The organism is Thalassobacillus devorans (assembly GCF_011761345.1).
GTDB classification, from domain to species: Bacteria; Bacillota; Bacilli; order Bacillales; family Halobacillaceae; genus Thalassobacillus; species Thalassobacillus devorans.
The window spans coordinates 1-15912 of record NZ_JAASRY010000005.1; the positions used below are offsets into that span (position 1 = coordinate 1).

Consider the following 15912-nt stretch of genomic DNA (forward strand, 5'->3'; position numbering starts at 1 on the left):
GTAAGATCCCTCAGAGACGATGAGGTAGATAGGTCCGAGGTGGAAGCGTGGTGACACGTGGAGCTGACGGATACTAATCGATCGAGGACTTAACTTCATAAATTCGTGAATGACGTACGTGGTTGAATGTTGCTTATCTAGTTTTGAGGGTTTACTAAAAAAACTCTTGATTTTTTAGCGAAAAGTTAATATAATTAATCTTGTCGCTAATATTAAAGGTCTAGTGGCGATGGCGGAGAGGTCACACCTGTTCCCATGCCGAACACAGCAGTTAAGTTCTCCAGCGCCGATGGTAGTCGGGTTTATCCCCGTGAGAGTAGGACGCTGCTAGGCTGTCAATTTTATACTTATCGTAAGTGCAGGAAGAAATGCATTTACATTATCGCGGGGTGGAGCAGTCTGGTAGCTCGTCGGGCTCATAACCCGAAGGTCGCAAGTTCAAATCTTGCCCCCGCAACCAAATTATTTCAACTTCCTACGTCGAGTAATCTTCTTAGCTAGTTGAAAATCGTGTACTGAAAAGTGCAACCAATTTATTTTCACTAACAACGTCGATTATCATTTACATATAGGTTAGTTTTGGTCCGGTAGTTCAGTTGGTTAGAATGCCTGCCTGTCACGCAGGAGGTCGCGGGTTCGAGTCCCGTCCGGACCGCCATTATAAATTCGATATGATAAGCCTTAGGTAAACCCTAAGGCTTTTGTTGTGTCTTCATTTAATAGAAATATTTTTAATGCTAACAAATATGTAGTGGGGACTTCCGCATTTGTAATTGTTATGCATTTTTTTATCTTTGGACAAGTTATTGATATAATGAACTTATCTTTTTACGAACGTAGGAGGCTCACCATCTATGGATGAATTTTCTTTCATCGATTCCATCAAGCAGGATGTTTATTTTCAGCCCTCCGTGTTGAAGGGCATCGGTGATGATGCAGCAGTTTTTCGGGCGAATAACCAGGATATTATAACCGCTGTGGATACACTGGTAGAAGATGTACATTTCTCACGGGATACCATGGCGCCGTTCGATGTGGGCTATCGTGCTCTCGCGGTCAATATCAGTGATTTAGCTGCTATGGGGGCAGCCCCTGCTTTTTATATGGTATCTATTGTGATTCCGGAGGATTGGTCTGTAGAGGAAATTGATGAAATTTATTCAGGTATGAAGGAGCTCGCAAAGCAATACAGGATGGATCTGATTGGTGGCGATACGGTTTCAGGAAAAGAGCTGGTGGTTTCTGTTTCGGTATTTGGTCTTGTACCACCTGATAAAAGCAGGTATCGCAGTTTGGCCAAGCCAGGGGATGTCTTGTTTGTGACTGGCACATTGGGGGATGCACAAGCCGGACTGGAATATTTATTAGGCAAACATCATTTCGATGAGGCTGTTGCTGACTATTTTATTAGCCGGCACAGACAACCGGATCCTCGTGTAGCGTTTGCTCTTCAGCTGCAGTCACTGAAGCGTGTCGCTTTAAATGATATCAGCGATGGTATTGCCAGCGAGTCAAATGAAATTGCTGCAGCTTCCGGTGTTGATCTACATATCAAGTATGAGGATTTGCCGAGAGTAGAATATATGAACGGGCTGGAAAAGGAAGTATGTAAACCATGGATGTTATCAGGAGGAGAAGACTTCGAGCTGCTCGGAGCTGTCCCGGAAAAAGACTGGGAGGCTGTACAACAGGCTGCTGAAGCGTCCTCCACACGTGTAACGAAAATTGGTTCGGTGTCCGAAAAAAAAGCTACGGAACCGGTTGTGTTTTTATATGAAGAAAATGAAAAGTCACGATTAACGAAATCGGGCTATACACATTTACGACAGGATAGGTGATGAGGGTGAAATCTTTTAAAATCACGTCAACTTCCGAGGCGCAGACAAAGGAACTAGCCAGACGGCTTGGCGAGCGTTTACAGGCCGGTGACGTTTTGACTCTTGAAGGTGATCTAGGCGCTGGAAAAACAACTTTCACTAAAGGCCTGGGAGAGGGGCTTGGAGTCAAGCGGACGATCAGCAGCCCGACGTTTACGATTGTGAAAGAGTATGAAGGTCGTATTCCCCTCTATCACATTGATGTCTATCGCCTGGAAGACAGCGAAGAGGATATCGGTTTCGAGGAGTATTTTGATGGAGAAGGAGTTACGGTGGTGGAATGGGCACAGTTCATTCAGGATTTTTTACCGAAGAGAAGACTGGATCTTACTATCATTTATCTGGATGAACGGGCACGTTTCATTGAAGGGAAAACAGAGGATCCTCATTTGGAAAAGATATGCGAGGAGCTATTTTTATGAACGTATTAGCTATAGATACATCTAATCAAATCTTGGGAGTGGCTGTTGTTAAAAATGGAGAAACAGCCGGTGAGTTGATTACAAATATAAAGAAAAACCATTCTGTTAGATTGATGCCGGCCATCGCTCAATTGATGAAGGAAACAGGAGTGACTCCTTCCGATTTGGATAGAATCGTTGTTGCCAAAGGACCGGGTTCCTATACAGGTGTACGGATTGGTCTTACTACAGCAAAATCAATGGGATGGGCATTGAATATCCCTGTTATAGGTGTTTCAAGCCTGGAAGTATTAGCTTATCAGGGGATGTATTTTAATGGCAGCATCTGTCCTTTCTTTGATGCCAGAAGAGGCTTAGTTTACACTGGCTTATACGATCAGGATATGAAGCTTTTGAAAGATGAAACCAATATGCTGATGGCAGAATGGCTGGAAGAATTGAAGGAAAGGGAAGAACCGATTTTATTTTTAAGTCAGGATGTTGAGTTACACCGTGAAGCTATTGAAGAAATATTAGGTGATCAGGCGATTATCCCTCCGCAAGCATGTCATGCCCCTCGCCCAAGTGCTTTAGCTCTGGCAGGGGAGAACAAGGAAGCCGAATCTTTGCATGGTCTCGTTCCTAATTATTTAAGACTGGTAGAAGCTGAAGCTAAATGGCTGGAACAGCAGGAGAAGAAATAAATGGACAACGTAACGGTCAGGGAAATGACTGTCGACGATATTGATGAAGTGATGGAAATCGAGCATGCTTCCTTCGCAATCCCCTGGAAGCGAGAAGCTTTTGTCGGGGAAGTCGAACAGAATAATTTCGCTGTTTATTATGTAATTGAAGACGAAAACCGTATTTTTGGCTATTGCGGATTATGGATGATCATTGATGAAGCCCATATTACCAATATCGCTATTCTTCCAAGCCATCGGGGGAAAGGTTATGGAGCTTTGCTGTTTGGCCATGTCATCGAACAAGCTGTCGAGAAGGGGGCTATCATGCTCTCCCTGGAAGTGCGTGTATCTAATACAGGAGCACAGCACATGTACCGGAAATTCGGGTTGGTTCCTGGTGGGATTCGCAAGCAATATTATACGGATAATGGAGAGGACGCATTAGTGATGTGGGTGAATTTTCATGACGAAAGATAATTATATACTAGCGATCGAAACGAGTTGTGATGAAACAGCTGCAGCAATTGTGAAAAATGGAAGGGAGCTAGCGGCTAACGTTGTAGCTTCACAAATAGAAAGTCATAAACGCTTCGGCGGAGTTGTGCCGGAAATAGCATCCCGCCACCATATCGAGCAGATTACAATTACATTGGAAGAAACATTGTCCCAGGCAGGAATGGTGATTGATGATATCGATGCCATTGCTGTAACGGAAGGGCCTGGACTGGTTGGTGCATTGCTTGTCGGTGTGAATACGGCTAAAGCCCTCGCTTTTGCTAAAAATAAGCCATTGGTGGGGGTCCATCATATTGCCGGACATATTTATGCCAACCGGCTGGAAAAAGAATTTGAATTCCCTTTATTATCATTAGTCGTCTCGGGCGGACATACGGAATTGATTCTGATGAAGGAACATGGTTCTTTTGAAGTAATTGGAGAGACCAGGGATGATGCTGCCGGGGAGGCCTATGATAAAGTAGCCAGAACGTTGAAGCTGCCTTATCCGGGCGGTCCCCATATCGATAAGCTTGCTCAAGAGGGCGACGAAACGATTGATTTCCCGCGAGCCTGGCTCGAAGAGGGGTCTTATGACTTCAGCTTCAGTGGATTGAAATCCGCAGTTATCAACAAGCTGCACAACGCGAAACAAAAAGGTGACACTTTGGAAGACAAAAATGTAGCAGCAAGCTTCCAGGCGAGTGTAGTTGATGTGTTATCCACAAAAACATATCAGGCTGCCAAGGAGCATCAGGTTAAGCAGGTGATTGTAGCTGGAGGAGTAGCTGCTAATCAGGGGCTGCGTAAGGCTTTGGCGGACAAGTTCGAAGGGGAAGAGATCGAATTGTTAATTCCTCCATTAAAACTGTGCACAGATAATGCGGCAATGATTGCAGCTGCAGGTGCTGTTGCTTATCAACAGGGTCATCGTGCCGGATGGGATTTAAACGCCAATCCATCGTTAAGCCTGGAGCGTTATGCGAGCAGATCTATAAAGCATCGTTAAAAAACTCCCTAAAACAGGGAGTTTTTTTATTTGTAATTTAATAATCTTCACCTTTGGTAAAGGATAAAATATTCATTAGGTTCAAACCAAGGTTTTAACAGTGTGTATAAGTCATTGGGGGAAGCATGGGATTATACACAGATGCATAAATATACTGTGGATAATCATTATTAAAGACTTAATTTTAAGTGTTCATATTATCTGTGGAAAAAGTGGATAAATGCGAACCTTCTTGTGGATAATGTGTATAAACCTGTGCAAAAGTAATAAAATAGCTGTTTGACTGTGAATAACTATGTGGATGCTGTTAGCTATTGGATTCATAGGATGCATAAAAGAAGGACTGTCTTAGCAACAGTCCTTCATGCTTAGTTATTGTTCTTTTTTATTGTCATTACAGAGTGTTAATGGACAAAGAATGATCAATGCAATCACTTGTACCAAAAACACTTTTTTGCTTTTTTAAAAATAATCTAAGGAAAGCTCTTTGACTTCCTTTACCATTTGTCGTATTAACTGGCCTGCAGGCAGTTCACGGCTGAGGGAGGCATTCTGTCCTGCCCAGAGGGACATGTAATCGGGTTTGTTTTGTTCAGCGGCTGCTTTCCGCAGTTGTTTCGTTAACGTGTTCATGATGGGATAAGGAGGCAGCTGGTGCTCCTGCTGTCGCATCTGGCGAACGAAGTCATTTTCAATTCCTCGGGCGGGTTTTCCGCTGAACGAGCGGGTGAGCACTGTATCATCTCCGTCACTTTTGAGGATCGCTTGTTTATGAAGCGGTTTTGCGCCACTTTCTGGAGAGGTCAGGAAAGCGGTACCCATTTGTACACCTTTTGCGCCAAGCTTATTTACAGCGACAAAGCCACGCGCGTCCATAATACCGCCGGCGGCAATAACTGGAATAGATATACGGGCTGCCATTCTTTGAACAAGTGACATGATACCGACCGCTCCCTGTTCAAACGAAGCAGCGAATGTTCCGCGGTGACCGCCGGCTTCACTCCCTTGCGCGACGACAAGGTCGATTCCGGCATCTCCATTGATGATTGCTTCTTTAACCGTAGTTGCCGTACCTATCAGGCGAATCTGATGGGATTTTAAACGACTAATCACCTTTTCGGATGGTACTCCAAAAGTAAAACTGCAAACCGGAACTTTTTCTTCTACAATAACGTCCAGCTGCTTTTGGAATGTAGAGGAGGAATGCGATACTTCCTGAGTTGGTTCTATTTGTAATTTTTCATGAAAAGGCTGCAACAGTGCATTGGCGAACGAGATATCTGCTTCAGATCCTGTGCTTTCCTCCGGTACGAATACGTTGACGCTGAACGGCTTATCTGTCCGTTTTTTTGTTTCCCGTATAGCTGTCTGTAAAGCGTCTGCAGTCATATAGCCGGCTCCAATCGTTCCTAACCCGCCGGCATTAGATACTGCGGCGACCAGTTCCGGAGTAGTGACGCCTCCCGCCATGCCTGCTTGTATGATAGGGAACTTAATATTAAGCAGGGAGGTCACTTCATTGTGCTGCCACATCCAATCATCCTCCTAGTAAAGGGTAGCTTTCTTAGCTGCATTTTCATATTCTAGCTTTTTTCTTCACTGCTTAAGATTTGAGGGTTTTTGATATCACAATCGAATACGATTTCACAGCCAATGATGCGGTCATTCAAAGTTATGACCGGCACATTAGCACTAAAGATACCTAAGCATTTCCTATACTCCTATACTTCCAGCTTACCATAGGAGGTAGGAAGTTGAGTCGCCTTTCTGAGGGAATTTTATTATTTTTGTCATATCAACTTTCACCAAGTTGATAATATGTTACACTCGGATGAAATGAAATTCTGCATTGTAGGAGGGTCTCAAATGCCCGATGTATGGATTGGTCTGCTGCTGTTTATTGGAATGGCTCTCAGTGTCTATACTTCCCTTAAATTCACAAGGGCGTTAGTCAGGAAGGGGACTGGCTTAAAGATTGCCCGGGTCATTTATGGATTATTAAGTGGTGCAGGAGTAGCTGCTGTCATGATTGGACTCCTGATAATAGATATGGGTGAAGTGGAGAGCGTCCTTATGAATTTTCCGGTTATAGCGGTTGTTTTCGGATCCATTTTTTATTTTAATAGTAAAGGTAAGCATCGATATCGGCGGAGAGGAACATTTCGGTTTAAAAAGGTCAGCTATGACTTACTGATTGCTGATATCAATGTAAAGAAGCAGTTGAAACAATTCCCGAGAAAGATGAAAATGGCTTGGCAAGACCTTGTAGAGGAAAGTCGTGTATTGGCATTCATTTTGGTTCTTTGTTTCCTCATTCCTGTCGTAATTGGGGGAACGGGAATTTATTTTGAATTCATTCATCCCATCGTTACATAAAGAGGGGGATAAAATGGCAAAAGAGCGAGGGAAAAGGGATAAGATAAAGAGTTTTAGCAAAGCGTTCGGTAATGAAATTCGTGAATATTTTATTATAGGTCTTATATGGAAGGGCCTAACATTCCTCCCGAGACTGCTCATTCGTTTATTCAACTAAAAAACTTTGCTACAAAAAGTAGCAAAGTTTTTTATATACTTTATATGAGTTTTAGCTATAAGGACTTGGAGATAAGCCAAGTTCTTTTAATCATTCAGTATGAAGTTCTTCCCATTCTTCCATTAAACGCTCCAGCTTGTCGTTCAGTTGTTCGTTTTCGGAAGTTAATTCCAGTGATTTTTCATGATCCTGGTAAATGTCCGGATCACATAATAGTTCATCGTTGGTTTCGATGGCTGCTTCGATTTCTGCGATTTCCGTTTCGATTTCTTCGATTCGCCGCTGGCGTTTACGGGCTTCCCGTTTCTGGGCTTTATCCTGATGGAAGCTCGTCTTCGTGTCCGGTGACGTGCTGGTTTCCTGTTGGCGATCTTGGCTTTCCAGCTGTTCCAGTTCATATTCTTCCTGTTTTTTTCCTATATAATAATCGTAATCACCGAGGAACATACGAGATTCCCCAGGGGTCATTTCAAAAATCTGTGTCGCGATTTTATTAATGAAATAACGGTCGTGGGATACGAAAAGAATCGTGCCTGGGAAGTCCACCAATGCCGCTTCTAATACTTCTTTGCTGTCGAGATCCAGGTGGTTGGTAGGCTCATCGAGAATCAACAGGTTCGCTTCCTGCATCATCAGCTTAGCCAGGGACAGCCGGGCTTTTTCGCCGCCACTCAAAGACGAAACAGGCTTCAGCACATCCTCGCCGCTAAACAGGAAGTTTCCGAGAATGGTGCGGATGTCTTTTTCATTTTTCATCGTATAATCATCCCAAAGTTCATTGAGCACAGTTTTTGTAGAATGCAGCTTTGTCTGTTCCTGGTCATAATAACCGACCTGGACATTGGTTCCGATTTGAATCGTTCCCTGGCTGGCTTTTAAGTCGTCGATGATGGTCTTGAGCAGGGTGGTTTTGCCGACTCCGTTCGGACCGACAAGTGCGATGCTGTCCCCGCGATTAACATCCAGGTTGACGTTTTCGAACACGTTTGTTTCACTATCTGGATAACGGAAAGCAAGATCACGCAGGCGGAGGACGTCATTGCCACTTTGTCTGGAAACCCGGAAAGAGAACTTGGCCGATTGATTCTCATCTTTCGGCTTATCGACACGGTCCATTTTTTCCAGTTGCTTTCTTCTGCTTTGCGCTCGTTTGCTGGTTGTAGCCCGGACTATATTTTTTTGGATGAATTCCTCCATCCGTTTGATTTCAGCCTGCTGCTTTTCGTATTGTTTCATTTCCAGCTCGAAATCGGCCTCTTTCTTTTTCAAATAATCACTATAGTTTCCGTGATATTTCCTGGAAGATTGAAAGGCGATTTCATAGACAGTCTTCACAATTTTATCGAGGAAGTACCGATCGTGGGAAACGATGACGACTGCCCCCTGATAACCCTGAAGGTAGTTTTCCAGCCAGCTGAGTGTATCAATGTCCAGATGGTTGGTCGGCTCGTCCAAAATCAGGACATCCGGTTTGGAAAGCAACAGCTTCCCGAGCGCGAGCCGCGTTTTTTGCCCGCCACTCAACGTATTGATCGGGGTAGCAAGGTCGAAATCATGGAAGTTAAGACCGTTCAGTACGGCTTTGATGTCGGCTTCATAATGATAGCCGCCTTCCATTTTGAATGTTTCCTGCTTACTGTCGTATTCCTTCAATAGTTGCTGGTATTCTTTTTCGTTTGCCATCAGGTCTGGGTCCGCCATCTGGCTTTCCATGGAACGAAGCTCGCTTTCCAGTTTCTTCAGGTGGCTGAAGACTTTCTCCATTTCATCCCAGATCGTCCGGTCGGATTCAAGGCCAGTGTTCTGGGCCAGGTAGCCAATGGAAACGTCCTTTGGCTGAAACTTTTCCCCGCCGTCATGGGCCATCTCTCCTGCCATGATTTTCAACAGGGTAGACTTCCCTGCGCCGTTACGACCGACAATGGCAATCCGGTCATTCGTTTGTACTTCTATTTTAATATTCGATAGAATGAGTTCAGCACCGAATCGTTTTTCAATCTGGTTCATCTGCATTAGAATCATGTTTGTTCACCTCAATGAGTCAAGTGTATCTCACATCAAAGCTGGCAGGCAAGAAGCATGATGGCAGATTGTGAAAAACTTAACGACTATCTTTTGCATTTTTGGTAAAATACAAGTAATGTAAATACACATAATAGAATTTCTGCTTCAAGGGAGGCTTTACTTTGACAGAGTTCACTCATTTCAATGAGCAGGGAAGGGCACGAATGGTCGATATCTCGGAGAAGGATGTCACCACACGAACAGCCACTGCTGTTTCCAGTGTCCAGGTCAACCAGGAAATATATCAGAAGATCACCAATAAAGAGATCTCCAAAGGGGACGTGCTGTCGGTTGCTCAGGTTGCCGGAATCATGGCAGCCAAAAAGACTCCCGACTGGATACCGATGTGCCACCCATTACAGCTGAAGGGTGTCGACGTCAATTTCGAATGGAAGCAAGAAGGGGAAGATACCTACCAATTGATGATCGATGCTTCTGTCAAAACAAAGGGAAGTACCGGTGTAGAAATGGAAGCGCTCACGGCAGCTTCAGCGACTGCACTTACCGTTTATGATATGTGCAAAGCCGTTGATAAAGGAATGGTCATTGGACCTACTTATTTGATGGAGAAAAAAGGCGGGAAAAGCGGGGACTTCTATAGAGAAAGCAAGGAGTGAAAGAAATGGATATCGAGCAACATAAAATACCACAAGCGACAGCGAAGCGGCTGCCATTATATTATCGATTCATTAATAATCTACACAGCCAGGGGAAACTGCGTGTATCTTCGAAAGAGCTAAGTGAGGCGGTAAAAGTTGATTCTGCTACCATCCGCCGCGACTTTTCTTATTTTGGAGCCCTTGGTAAAAAAGGCTATGGCTATAATGTCGAATACTTGCTTTCCTTTTTCAGAAAAACGCTTGATCAGGATGAAATTACGAAAGTAGCCTTGATTGGTGTCGGTAATCTTGGTACCGCGTTTTTACATTATAATTTCATGAAGAACAATAATACTAAAATCGAGTATGCATTCGATTCCAATCCGGAGAAAGTGGGAACCGAAATTGGCGGAGTTCCTGTGAAACATATCGATAAACTTGAAGATATCGTAAAAGGGGATATCACTGCGGCGATACTCACTGTTCCGTCTGCAGCAGCCCAGGGCATAACGGATCGGCTTGTCCACTCTGGTGTTTCCGGGATCCTGAATTTCACCCCGGCCAGGATTACGGTGCCGGAACATATCCGGGTCCACCATATCGATTTGTCGATCGAGCTTCAGGCGCTGGTGTATTTCCTGAAACATTATCCACTTGAAGCCGGAGAAGAACAAGAAGAATAAAAAGGGTGACCATCATGGTCGTCCTTTTTTGGTTACTTGGTTCCAATCCCTTAGCCTCCTCGGGCTACCGCCCTGTGGGGTCTTGCCAGTCATTCTATTCCCACTGGAGTCTCGCTGTTTCCCCCTCACCTTTTACAAAATGTAAATATGGAACCTTCTTACCTATGCTTTCTAGTTTAAAGTTTGGTGTGAAGGTGTATATCAAGGGATGGGCAAGTTGAGGGAAGTGGCTTGGTTACTATGGTATAGTAGATAATAGTTCGTGTTTCGAAATAGATAGAATGGGGGGAGCAGAATGGACAAGTTGCCATCCAAGTGGCTGGTTGTCGTTTCGGTATTGTTTGGAACTTTCACGGTCATATTGAATAACAGCATGCTGAATCCGACGCTTCCCCGATTCATGGAAATTTTTGATGCTAACGCAGTTGATGTCGGCTGGATGCTGACGATTTTTATGGTTTCCATGGGGATGACGATGCCTCTCACCGGGTATTTCGGAGACCGGTTCGGCAAAAAGAAAGTATATTTGATAGGTCTCAGTGTTTTCATTATCGGTTCAATTGCCGGTTCGCTGGCTCCTTCGTTAGGTATGATTATTGCTTCTCGTGCGATCCAGGGGATGGCAGGCGGTCTCATGATGCCGATCGCAATGGCACTGATTTTCAATGCTTTTCCTAGGGATGAACGGGGGCTGGCTGTCGGTATCTACGGAATCTCTGTCATGGTCGCTCCAGCCATCGGCCCGACGATCGGTGGCGTTATCATCGAGTTCTTCGCCTGGCAGTGGCTGTTTTTATTCAACATTCCGTTCGGGTTGCTTGGCATATTGTTATCGAGCAAGTATTTGAAGCCGACCGAGACAAAGCCTGATCTGAAGTTCGATGCAGGCGGCTTTGTGATTGTCACCACAGGGATCGGGGCCATCCTTTATGCACTCGGAAGAGGGAGGACGCTGGAATTACTGCTGTCTCCTGTGAGTATGGTTCTAATCATCGGAGGTATCCTGACGTTAGCAGCGTTCGTTTTTTATGAAAACCGCCAGGAACAGCCATTGTTGAACCTCTCTGTATTCAAGGTACCAACGTATTCGGTATCCATCCTTGTCACATCGGCGGCATCGATCGGTCTGTTCTCTGGTATTTTCTTATTGCCATTATTAATTCAAAATGTTTATGGGTTAGGGGAAATCAAAACAGGACTTCTGTTCCTGCCGGCTGCAGCGGCCAGTGGATTATTCATGACGATTGGCGGAAGGCTGCTCGATAAAAAGGGGCCGAAATTCGTCGTTCCACCCGGTCTTGCCATCATGGCAGTAGCAACTCTGGGTTTAAGTTTTCTGAGCCTGGATACGCCATATTGGTGGATCTTATTATTGAATACGATACGAGGTCTTGGTATGGGGATGGGGAACATGCCTGCCACGACATCCGGTATGAACGCAATTCCGGAATATCTCGTAGCACAGGGTTCTGCGATGAATAATATCTTACGGCAGATATCGTCTTCGTTAGGGATCGTTTTCTTCTCTATTTATTATGAAGTAAGACGTGCAGCGATTGCCACCTCGCCCGATTTGGATATGCAGGCAGCAACCTTGCAGACCCTTAATGAAGCTTTTCTAGTTTCCGCAGTCATATTGATCATTGCGATTCCGTTTTCTTTCATCTTAAAAGGTGTCGAAAGTGATAAAAAGGAAAGCCAGGAAACCAATTAACGCCTCGACTCAGCCGAAGAGCTGAGCAGAGGCATTTTTTATTTGATCCATTCATGGTCTAGCAATCCATACAGGTGCATATCGAAGGCTTGTCCGTCACGAAGGAGAAATTCCCGGTGGGTGCCTTCTTTTTGGAAGCCAAGTTTTTCGTACATGGAAATCGCAGGCAGGTTATAGGAGAATACCGTCAACTGCAGGCGGTGGAGGTTGCATTCATAAAAGGCGAAATCGATCAGTAATTGCATCGCCTCCATGCCGTAACCCTTTCCCTGATGTTCTTCATCTCCGATGGCAATGCTGACCCAGCCGTTCCGATGAATCCATAAGATGCTTTCTAATTCCACATATCCGACAAATTCATTGCTTTCATTCCGAATCGCGAAGGTGTATTGGTTGTTTGACTCATTGGACTCATTCAGCCATGATTCCAGCTGGTCCATCGTTCTCGGGGCTGCAGGCAATGCGTCAAACATTCGGGAGAAATGAGAATTGTGATACCAGTCTGCTATCGCCTCCAAGTCGTCCTTGGTCACCTGCGTCAGTCTTACACGTTTTCCTTGTAATAAAGTTTTCATCGTTATGTATCCCCCTCTAAACAAAAAGAAGCCTGTTAAAAAAACAGGCCTCGTGTGTTATTTCTTATTTGAGTTTTTCAGCCTGATGTGCAGATTGAATAAACGGATCGAAACGGCAAAATCAAAAGTGGCCAGGATAGCCAGAAAGATCGTAATGAAATTCCATATCGTATCATCGACACTTTGTGCCGCTATATAGGTAAACACCACTCCCATTATAAAATAAAGGAAGGCCATGAATAGCGGTGATGTTCTCATAGTAAGAAGCCTCCAAAAATGGTTTGTAGCTGGTCAAATTGGTCCTGCATCCGTTTGAAATCTTCTTCCGACAGGCTGTATTGTCCAACGACTACAACGGTATTCATTGCCATATGGGCAATGATCGGGGTAATGATGCTTTTCGTTTTTACATAAAGGTATGCGAAGACGATCCCCATTGCCGTGTATACTACCATATGCGTGAAATCGAAGTGGGAAGCGGCGAATGCCACTGCTGATACGAGCACTGCCACAATAAAGTTCGTCCGTTTATAAATCGTACCGAAGATGATTTTACGGAAAATGATTTCCTCTAAAATCGGTGCAAATAAGACCATGACGATGATAAATACCGGTGACATGCGGGCGAACTCCATCAGGTCTTGCGTATTTTCAGATCCTGGCTTGATGCCAAAGACAAATGTTTCAATTAAAATCGCAATCATTTGAGCGAAATAAGCAAGGAATACCCCAAGGAACGACCATAACGCTATGTTTCCTGCACTTGAACGTTCCCGCTGCATGGAAGCTTGTTTCATATCAGGCTTCAATAAAAATAGAATGATTAAAGTGGCGATAAAAAAGCTGAACACTGCCCAGCTTGTAATCGCTATGCCTTTCTCGAGGCCAACTGCCATCAGGAACGGTACGCCAACGATGGATGATAATTGTGCTGCAATATATATAGCGATAATATACCAATATCTATTTGGCAAAATCGAACGACTCCTTTACGTACAATTTCAATCACTCTCCGTATTTTAACATAGTTTAAAAAGCCGGCGTAACAATAAGGATTTACCCGACATTTTTCACCAATCTTTTTCGAAAAAAATTTACACTTCTTACTTGCAAAATAAAATGTGATTGATTATTATAATAATTGTGTTAGCACTCAAGATTGTCGAGTGCTAATAAATCAATAAGTAAATGAATAGAATCACATTGAGGAGGGTGTCCGAATTGTTAAAACCACTTGGTGATCGTATTGTGATTGAAATTGTAAAACAGGAAGAAAAAACTGCGAGCGGAATCGTACTTCCAGACTCCGCGAAGGAAAAACCTCAAGAAGGTAAAGTAGTAGCAGTAGGATCTGGACGAGTTACCGATAATGGCGAAAAAGTAGCACTTGAAGTTGCTCAAGGCGACCATGTCATCTACTCCAAATTCGCAGGAACAGAAGTTAAATATGAAGGCAAAGAATACTTAGTGATTCGCGAAAGCGACGTATTGGCTGTCATTCAGTAATTCCTTAAGTTTCAAATAAAATACGTACAGATTCGAGTTTGATAAGGAGGGCATTTTTTTATGGCTAAAGAAATTAAATTTAATGAAGACGCACGACGCGCGATGCTTCGTGGTGTAGATTCACTTGCTAACGCTGTAAAAGTGACACTAGGACCAAAAGGACGTAACGTCGTTCTTGAGAAGAAATTCGGTTCTCCACTAATCACAAATGATGGTGTAACCATCGCAAAAGAAATCGAACTGGAAGACCATTTCGAAAACATGGGTGCCCAGCTCGTGTCCGAAGTCGCTTCTAAAACAAACGATGTAGCTGGTGACGGTACAACAACTGCAACTGTACTAGCCCAGGCTATGATCCGTGAAGGGTTGAAAAACGTTGCTTCCGGTGCAAACCCAGTAGGGGTACGCCGCGGAATCGAAAAAGCGGTAGCACTTGCTACACAAGAACTAGCGAACATCTCCAAGCCAATTGAAGGCAGAGAATCCATCGCCCAAGTTGCTTCCATTTCTGCTGGTGACGATGAAGTAGGTCAATTGATCGCAGAAGCAATGGAGCGCGTTGGAAATGATGGTGTCATCACGATCGAAGAATCCAAAGGCTTCAACACAGAGCTTGAAGTAGTAGAAGGTATGCAGTTCGACCGTGGATACGCTTCTCCATACATGGTAACAGACCAGGATAAAATGGAAGCCATTCTTGAAGATCCATACATCCTGATCACAGATAAGAAAATCGGCAACATCCAGGAAGTATTGCCTGTACTTGAGCAAGTCGTACAACAAGGCAAGCCGCTTCTATTGATCGCAGAAGACGTTGAAGGTGAAGCTCTTGCAACATTGGTTGTGAACAAGCTTCGCGGTACATTCAACGCCGTAGCTGTTAAAGCTCCAGGATTCGGTGACCGTCGTAAAGCAATGCTTGAAGACATCGCTACACTAACTGGTGCTGAAGTTGTAACAGAAGACCTTGGTCTTGAACTTAAGAACACTGGCATCGAGCAATTGGGCCGTGCTTCTAAAGTGGTTGTTACAAAAGAAAACACGACAATCGTTGAAGGTGCAGGAAACGCTGAGCAAATCGCTTCCCGCGTAACTCAAATCCGTGCACAAGCAGAAGAAACTACTTCTGAATTCGATAAAGAAAAACTACAAGAGCGTCTTGCTAAGCTTTCTGGCGGCGTAGCAGTCATCAAAGTCGGTGCTGCGACTGAGACAGAATTGAAAGAGCGTAAGCTTCGCATCGAAGACGCATTGAACTCTACTCGTGCTGCGGTTGAAGAAGGTATCGTAGCCGGTGGTGGTACTGCATTCGCTAACATCTACGAAAAAGTAGCAGGCCTTGACCTTACTGGCGACGAAGCTACAGGTGCACAAATCGTCGTACGCGCTCTAGAAGAGCCAGTACGTCAAATCGCACACAACGCTGGCCTTGAAGGCTCCATCATCGTTGAGCGCCTGAAAGGTGAAAAAGTCGGTGTTGGTTTCAACGCTGCATCCGGCGAATGGGTCAACATGGTTGACGCTGGTATCGTAGACCCAACCAAAGTTACACGTTCCGCACTACAAAACGCAGCTTCCGTAGCAGCTATGTTCTTGACTACAGAAGCAGTCGTTGCTGATCTTCCAGAAGAAGACAACGGCGCAGGCGGCGGCATGCCAGACATGGGTGGCATGGGCGGAATGGGCGGCATGATGTAATCATGCACCCATGACCCTTGATATCAAGGGTTTAGCTTCACCCATAATGTCAAAATGACATACTTTTGACAT

16 protein-coding genes, 2 tRNA genes and 2 rRNA genes are annotated in these 15912 nt (G+C 44.5%); 15 read left to right on the plus strand and 5 right to left on the minus strand.

The genetic code is table 11. The features are described from left to right. The 9 genes from FHS45_RS15230 to tsaD form a co-directional block, all read left to right on the plus strand. Positions 1–97 (plus strand): 23S ribosomal RNA (locus FHS45_RS15230); the annotation flags it as partial. Between the two features lie 122 nt (positions 98–219). Beyond that, positions 220–333 (plus strand): 5S ribosomal RNA (gene rrf, locus FHS45_RS15235). A gap of 50 nt (positions 334–383) precedes the next feature. Further along, positions 384–460: transfer RNA gene (locus tag FHS45_RS15240), tRNA-Met, on the plus strand. Between the two features lie 121 nt (positions 461–581). Beyond that, positions 582–658 (plus strand) — tRNA-Asp (locus FHS45_RS15245). Positions 659–854: 196 nt separating this feature from the next. Further along, positions 855–1838: a thiamine-phosphate kinase gene (thiL, locus tag FHS45_RS15250; RefSeq protein WP_062440568.1), complete on the plus strand. Its 984-nt coding sequence runs from the start codon at positions 855–857 to the stop codon at positions 1836–1838. Positions 1839–1843: 5 nt separating this feature from the next. After that, entirely contained in the window at positions 1844–2299 is a 456-nt protein-coding gene (tsaE, locus tag FHS45_RS15255; protein WP_371872050.1) for a tRNA (adenosine(37)-N6)-threonylcarbamoyltransferase complex ATPase subunit type 1 TsaE, read from the plus strand. Continuing rightward, a complete protein-coding gene (tsaB, locus tag FHS45_RS15260; RefSeq protein WP_062440561.1) occupies positions 2296–2982 on the plus strand; it encodes a tRNA (adenosine(37)-N6)-threonylcarbamoyltransferase complex dimerization subunit type 1 TsaB in 687 nt (228 codons plus the stop codon). The genes tsaE and tsaB overlap by 4 nt, the downstream gene beginning before the upstream one ends. Next, positions 2983–3441 (plus strand): ribosomal protein S18-alanine N-acetyltransferase, encoded by a 459-nt coding sequence (rimI, locus tag FHS45_RS15265; RefSeq protein ID WP_062440557.1) that lies wholly within the window; start codon positions 2983–2985, stop codon positions 3439–3441. It abuts the gene before it with no gap. After that, positions 3428–4468 (plus strand): tRNA (adenosine(37)-N6)-threonylcarbamoyltransferase complex transferase subunit TsaD, encoded by a 1041-nt coding sequence (tsaD, locus tag FHS45_RS15270; protein ID WP_062440554.1) that lies wholly within the window; start codon positions 3428–3430, stop codon positions 4466–4468. The genes rimI and tsaD overlap by 14 nt, the downstream gene beginning before the upstream one ends. A gap of 462 nt (positions 4469–4930) precedes the next feature. On the opposite strand, the gene FHS45_RS15275 is transcribed toward tsaD, so the two are convergent. Continuing rightward, positions 4931–6001 (minus strand): NAD(P)H-dependent flavin oxidoreductase, encoded by a 1071-nt coding sequence (locus FHS45_RS15275; RefSeq protein WP_062440552.1) that lies wholly within the window; start codon positions 5999–6001, stop codon positions 4931–4933. Positions 6002–6334: 333 nt separating this feature from the next. Between FHS45_RS15275 and FHS45_RS15280 the strand changes: the two genes are divergently transcribed. After that, positions 6335–6844 carry a hypothetical protein gene (locus FHS45_RS15280; protein WP_062440549.1) on the plus strand — a complete coding sequence of 170 codons (510 nt, stop codon included), beginning with the start codon at positions 6335–6337 and terminating at the stop codon, positions 6842–6844. Between the two features lie 247 nt (positions 6845–7091). Here the strand turns inward: FHS45_RS15280 and FHS45_RS15285 are convergent, their stop codons facing one another. Next, a complete protein-coding gene (locus tag FHS45_RS15285; protein ID WP_062440546.1) occupies positions 7092–9023 on the minus strand; it encodes an ABC-F family ATP-binding cassette domain-containing protein in 1932 nt (643 codons plus the stop codon). 164 nt (positions 9024–9187) lie between these two features. Here FHS45_RS15285 and moaC point away from each other — a divergent pair, with 164 nt between their 5' ends. From moaC to FHS45_RS15300, 3 genes are all read left to right on the plus strand, one after another. Then, a complete protein-coding gene (gene moaC / locus FHS45_RS15290; RefSeq protein ID WP_062440543.1) occupies positions 9188–9682 on the plus strand; it encodes a cyclic pyranopterin monophosphate synthase MoaC in 495 nt (164 codons plus the stop codon). A 5-nt stretch (positions 9683–9687) separates the two neighbouring features. Beyond that, positions 9688–10347 (plus strand): redox-sensing transcriptional repressor Rex, encoded by a 660-nt coding sequence (locus FHS45_RS15295; RefSeq protein WP_062440540.1) that lies wholly within the window; start codon positions 9688–9690, stop codon positions 10345–10347. A 295-nt stretch (positions 10348–10642) separates the two neighbouring features. Beyond that, positions 10643–12061 carry an MDR family MFS transporter gene (locus FHS45_RS15300; RefSeq protein WP_062440537.1) on the plus strand — a complete coding sequence of 473 codons (1419 nt, stop codon included), beginning with the start codon at positions 10643–10645 and terminating at the stop codon, positions 12059–12061. Positions 12062–12099: 38 nt separating this feature from the next. Here FHS45_RS15300 and FHS45_RS15305 read toward each other — a convergent pair whose 3' ends face one another. From FHS45_RS15305 to FHS45_RS15315, 3 genes are read right to left on the minus strand one after another with little or no spacing between them, the layout of a single operon-like run. Further along, a complete protein-coding gene (locus FHS45_RS15305) occupies positions 12100–12636 on the minus strand; it encodes a GNAT family N-acetyltransferase (protein WP_062440533.1) in 537 nt (178 codons plus the stop codon). A gap of 57 nt (positions 12637–12693) precedes the next feature. Further along, positions 12694–12894, minus strand: a complete 201-nt coding sequence (locus tag FHS45_RS15310; protein WP_062440529.1) for a YdiK family protein — start codon at positions 12892–12894, stop codon at positions 12694–12696. Next, positions 12891–13610 carry a type II CAAX endopeptidase family protein gene (locus FHS45_RS15315; protein WP_062440526.1) on the minus strand — a complete coding sequence of 240 codons (720 nt, stop codon included), beginning with the start codon at positions 13608–13610 and terminating at the stop codon, positions 12891–12893. Before FHS45_RS15315 ends, FHS45_RS15310 begins: the two co-directional genes overlap by 4 nt. Before the next feature lie 247 nt (positions 13611–13857). On the opposite strand from FHS45_RS15315, the gene groES reads away from it, so the two are divergent. After that, positions 13858–14142 (plus strand): co-chaperone GroES, encoded by a 285-nt coding sequence (gene groES, locus FHS45_RS15320; protein ID WP_062440522.1) that lies wholly within the window; start codon positions 13858–13860, stop codon positions 14140–14142. Between the two features lie 60 nt (positions 14143–14202). After that, complete coding sequence (groL, locus tag FHS45_RS15325) at positions 14203–15840, plus strand: chaperonin GroEL (protein ID WP_062440519.1); 1638 nt, start codon at positions 14203–14205, stop codon at positions 15838–15840. Positions 15841–15912 lie beyond the last annotated feature (72 nt).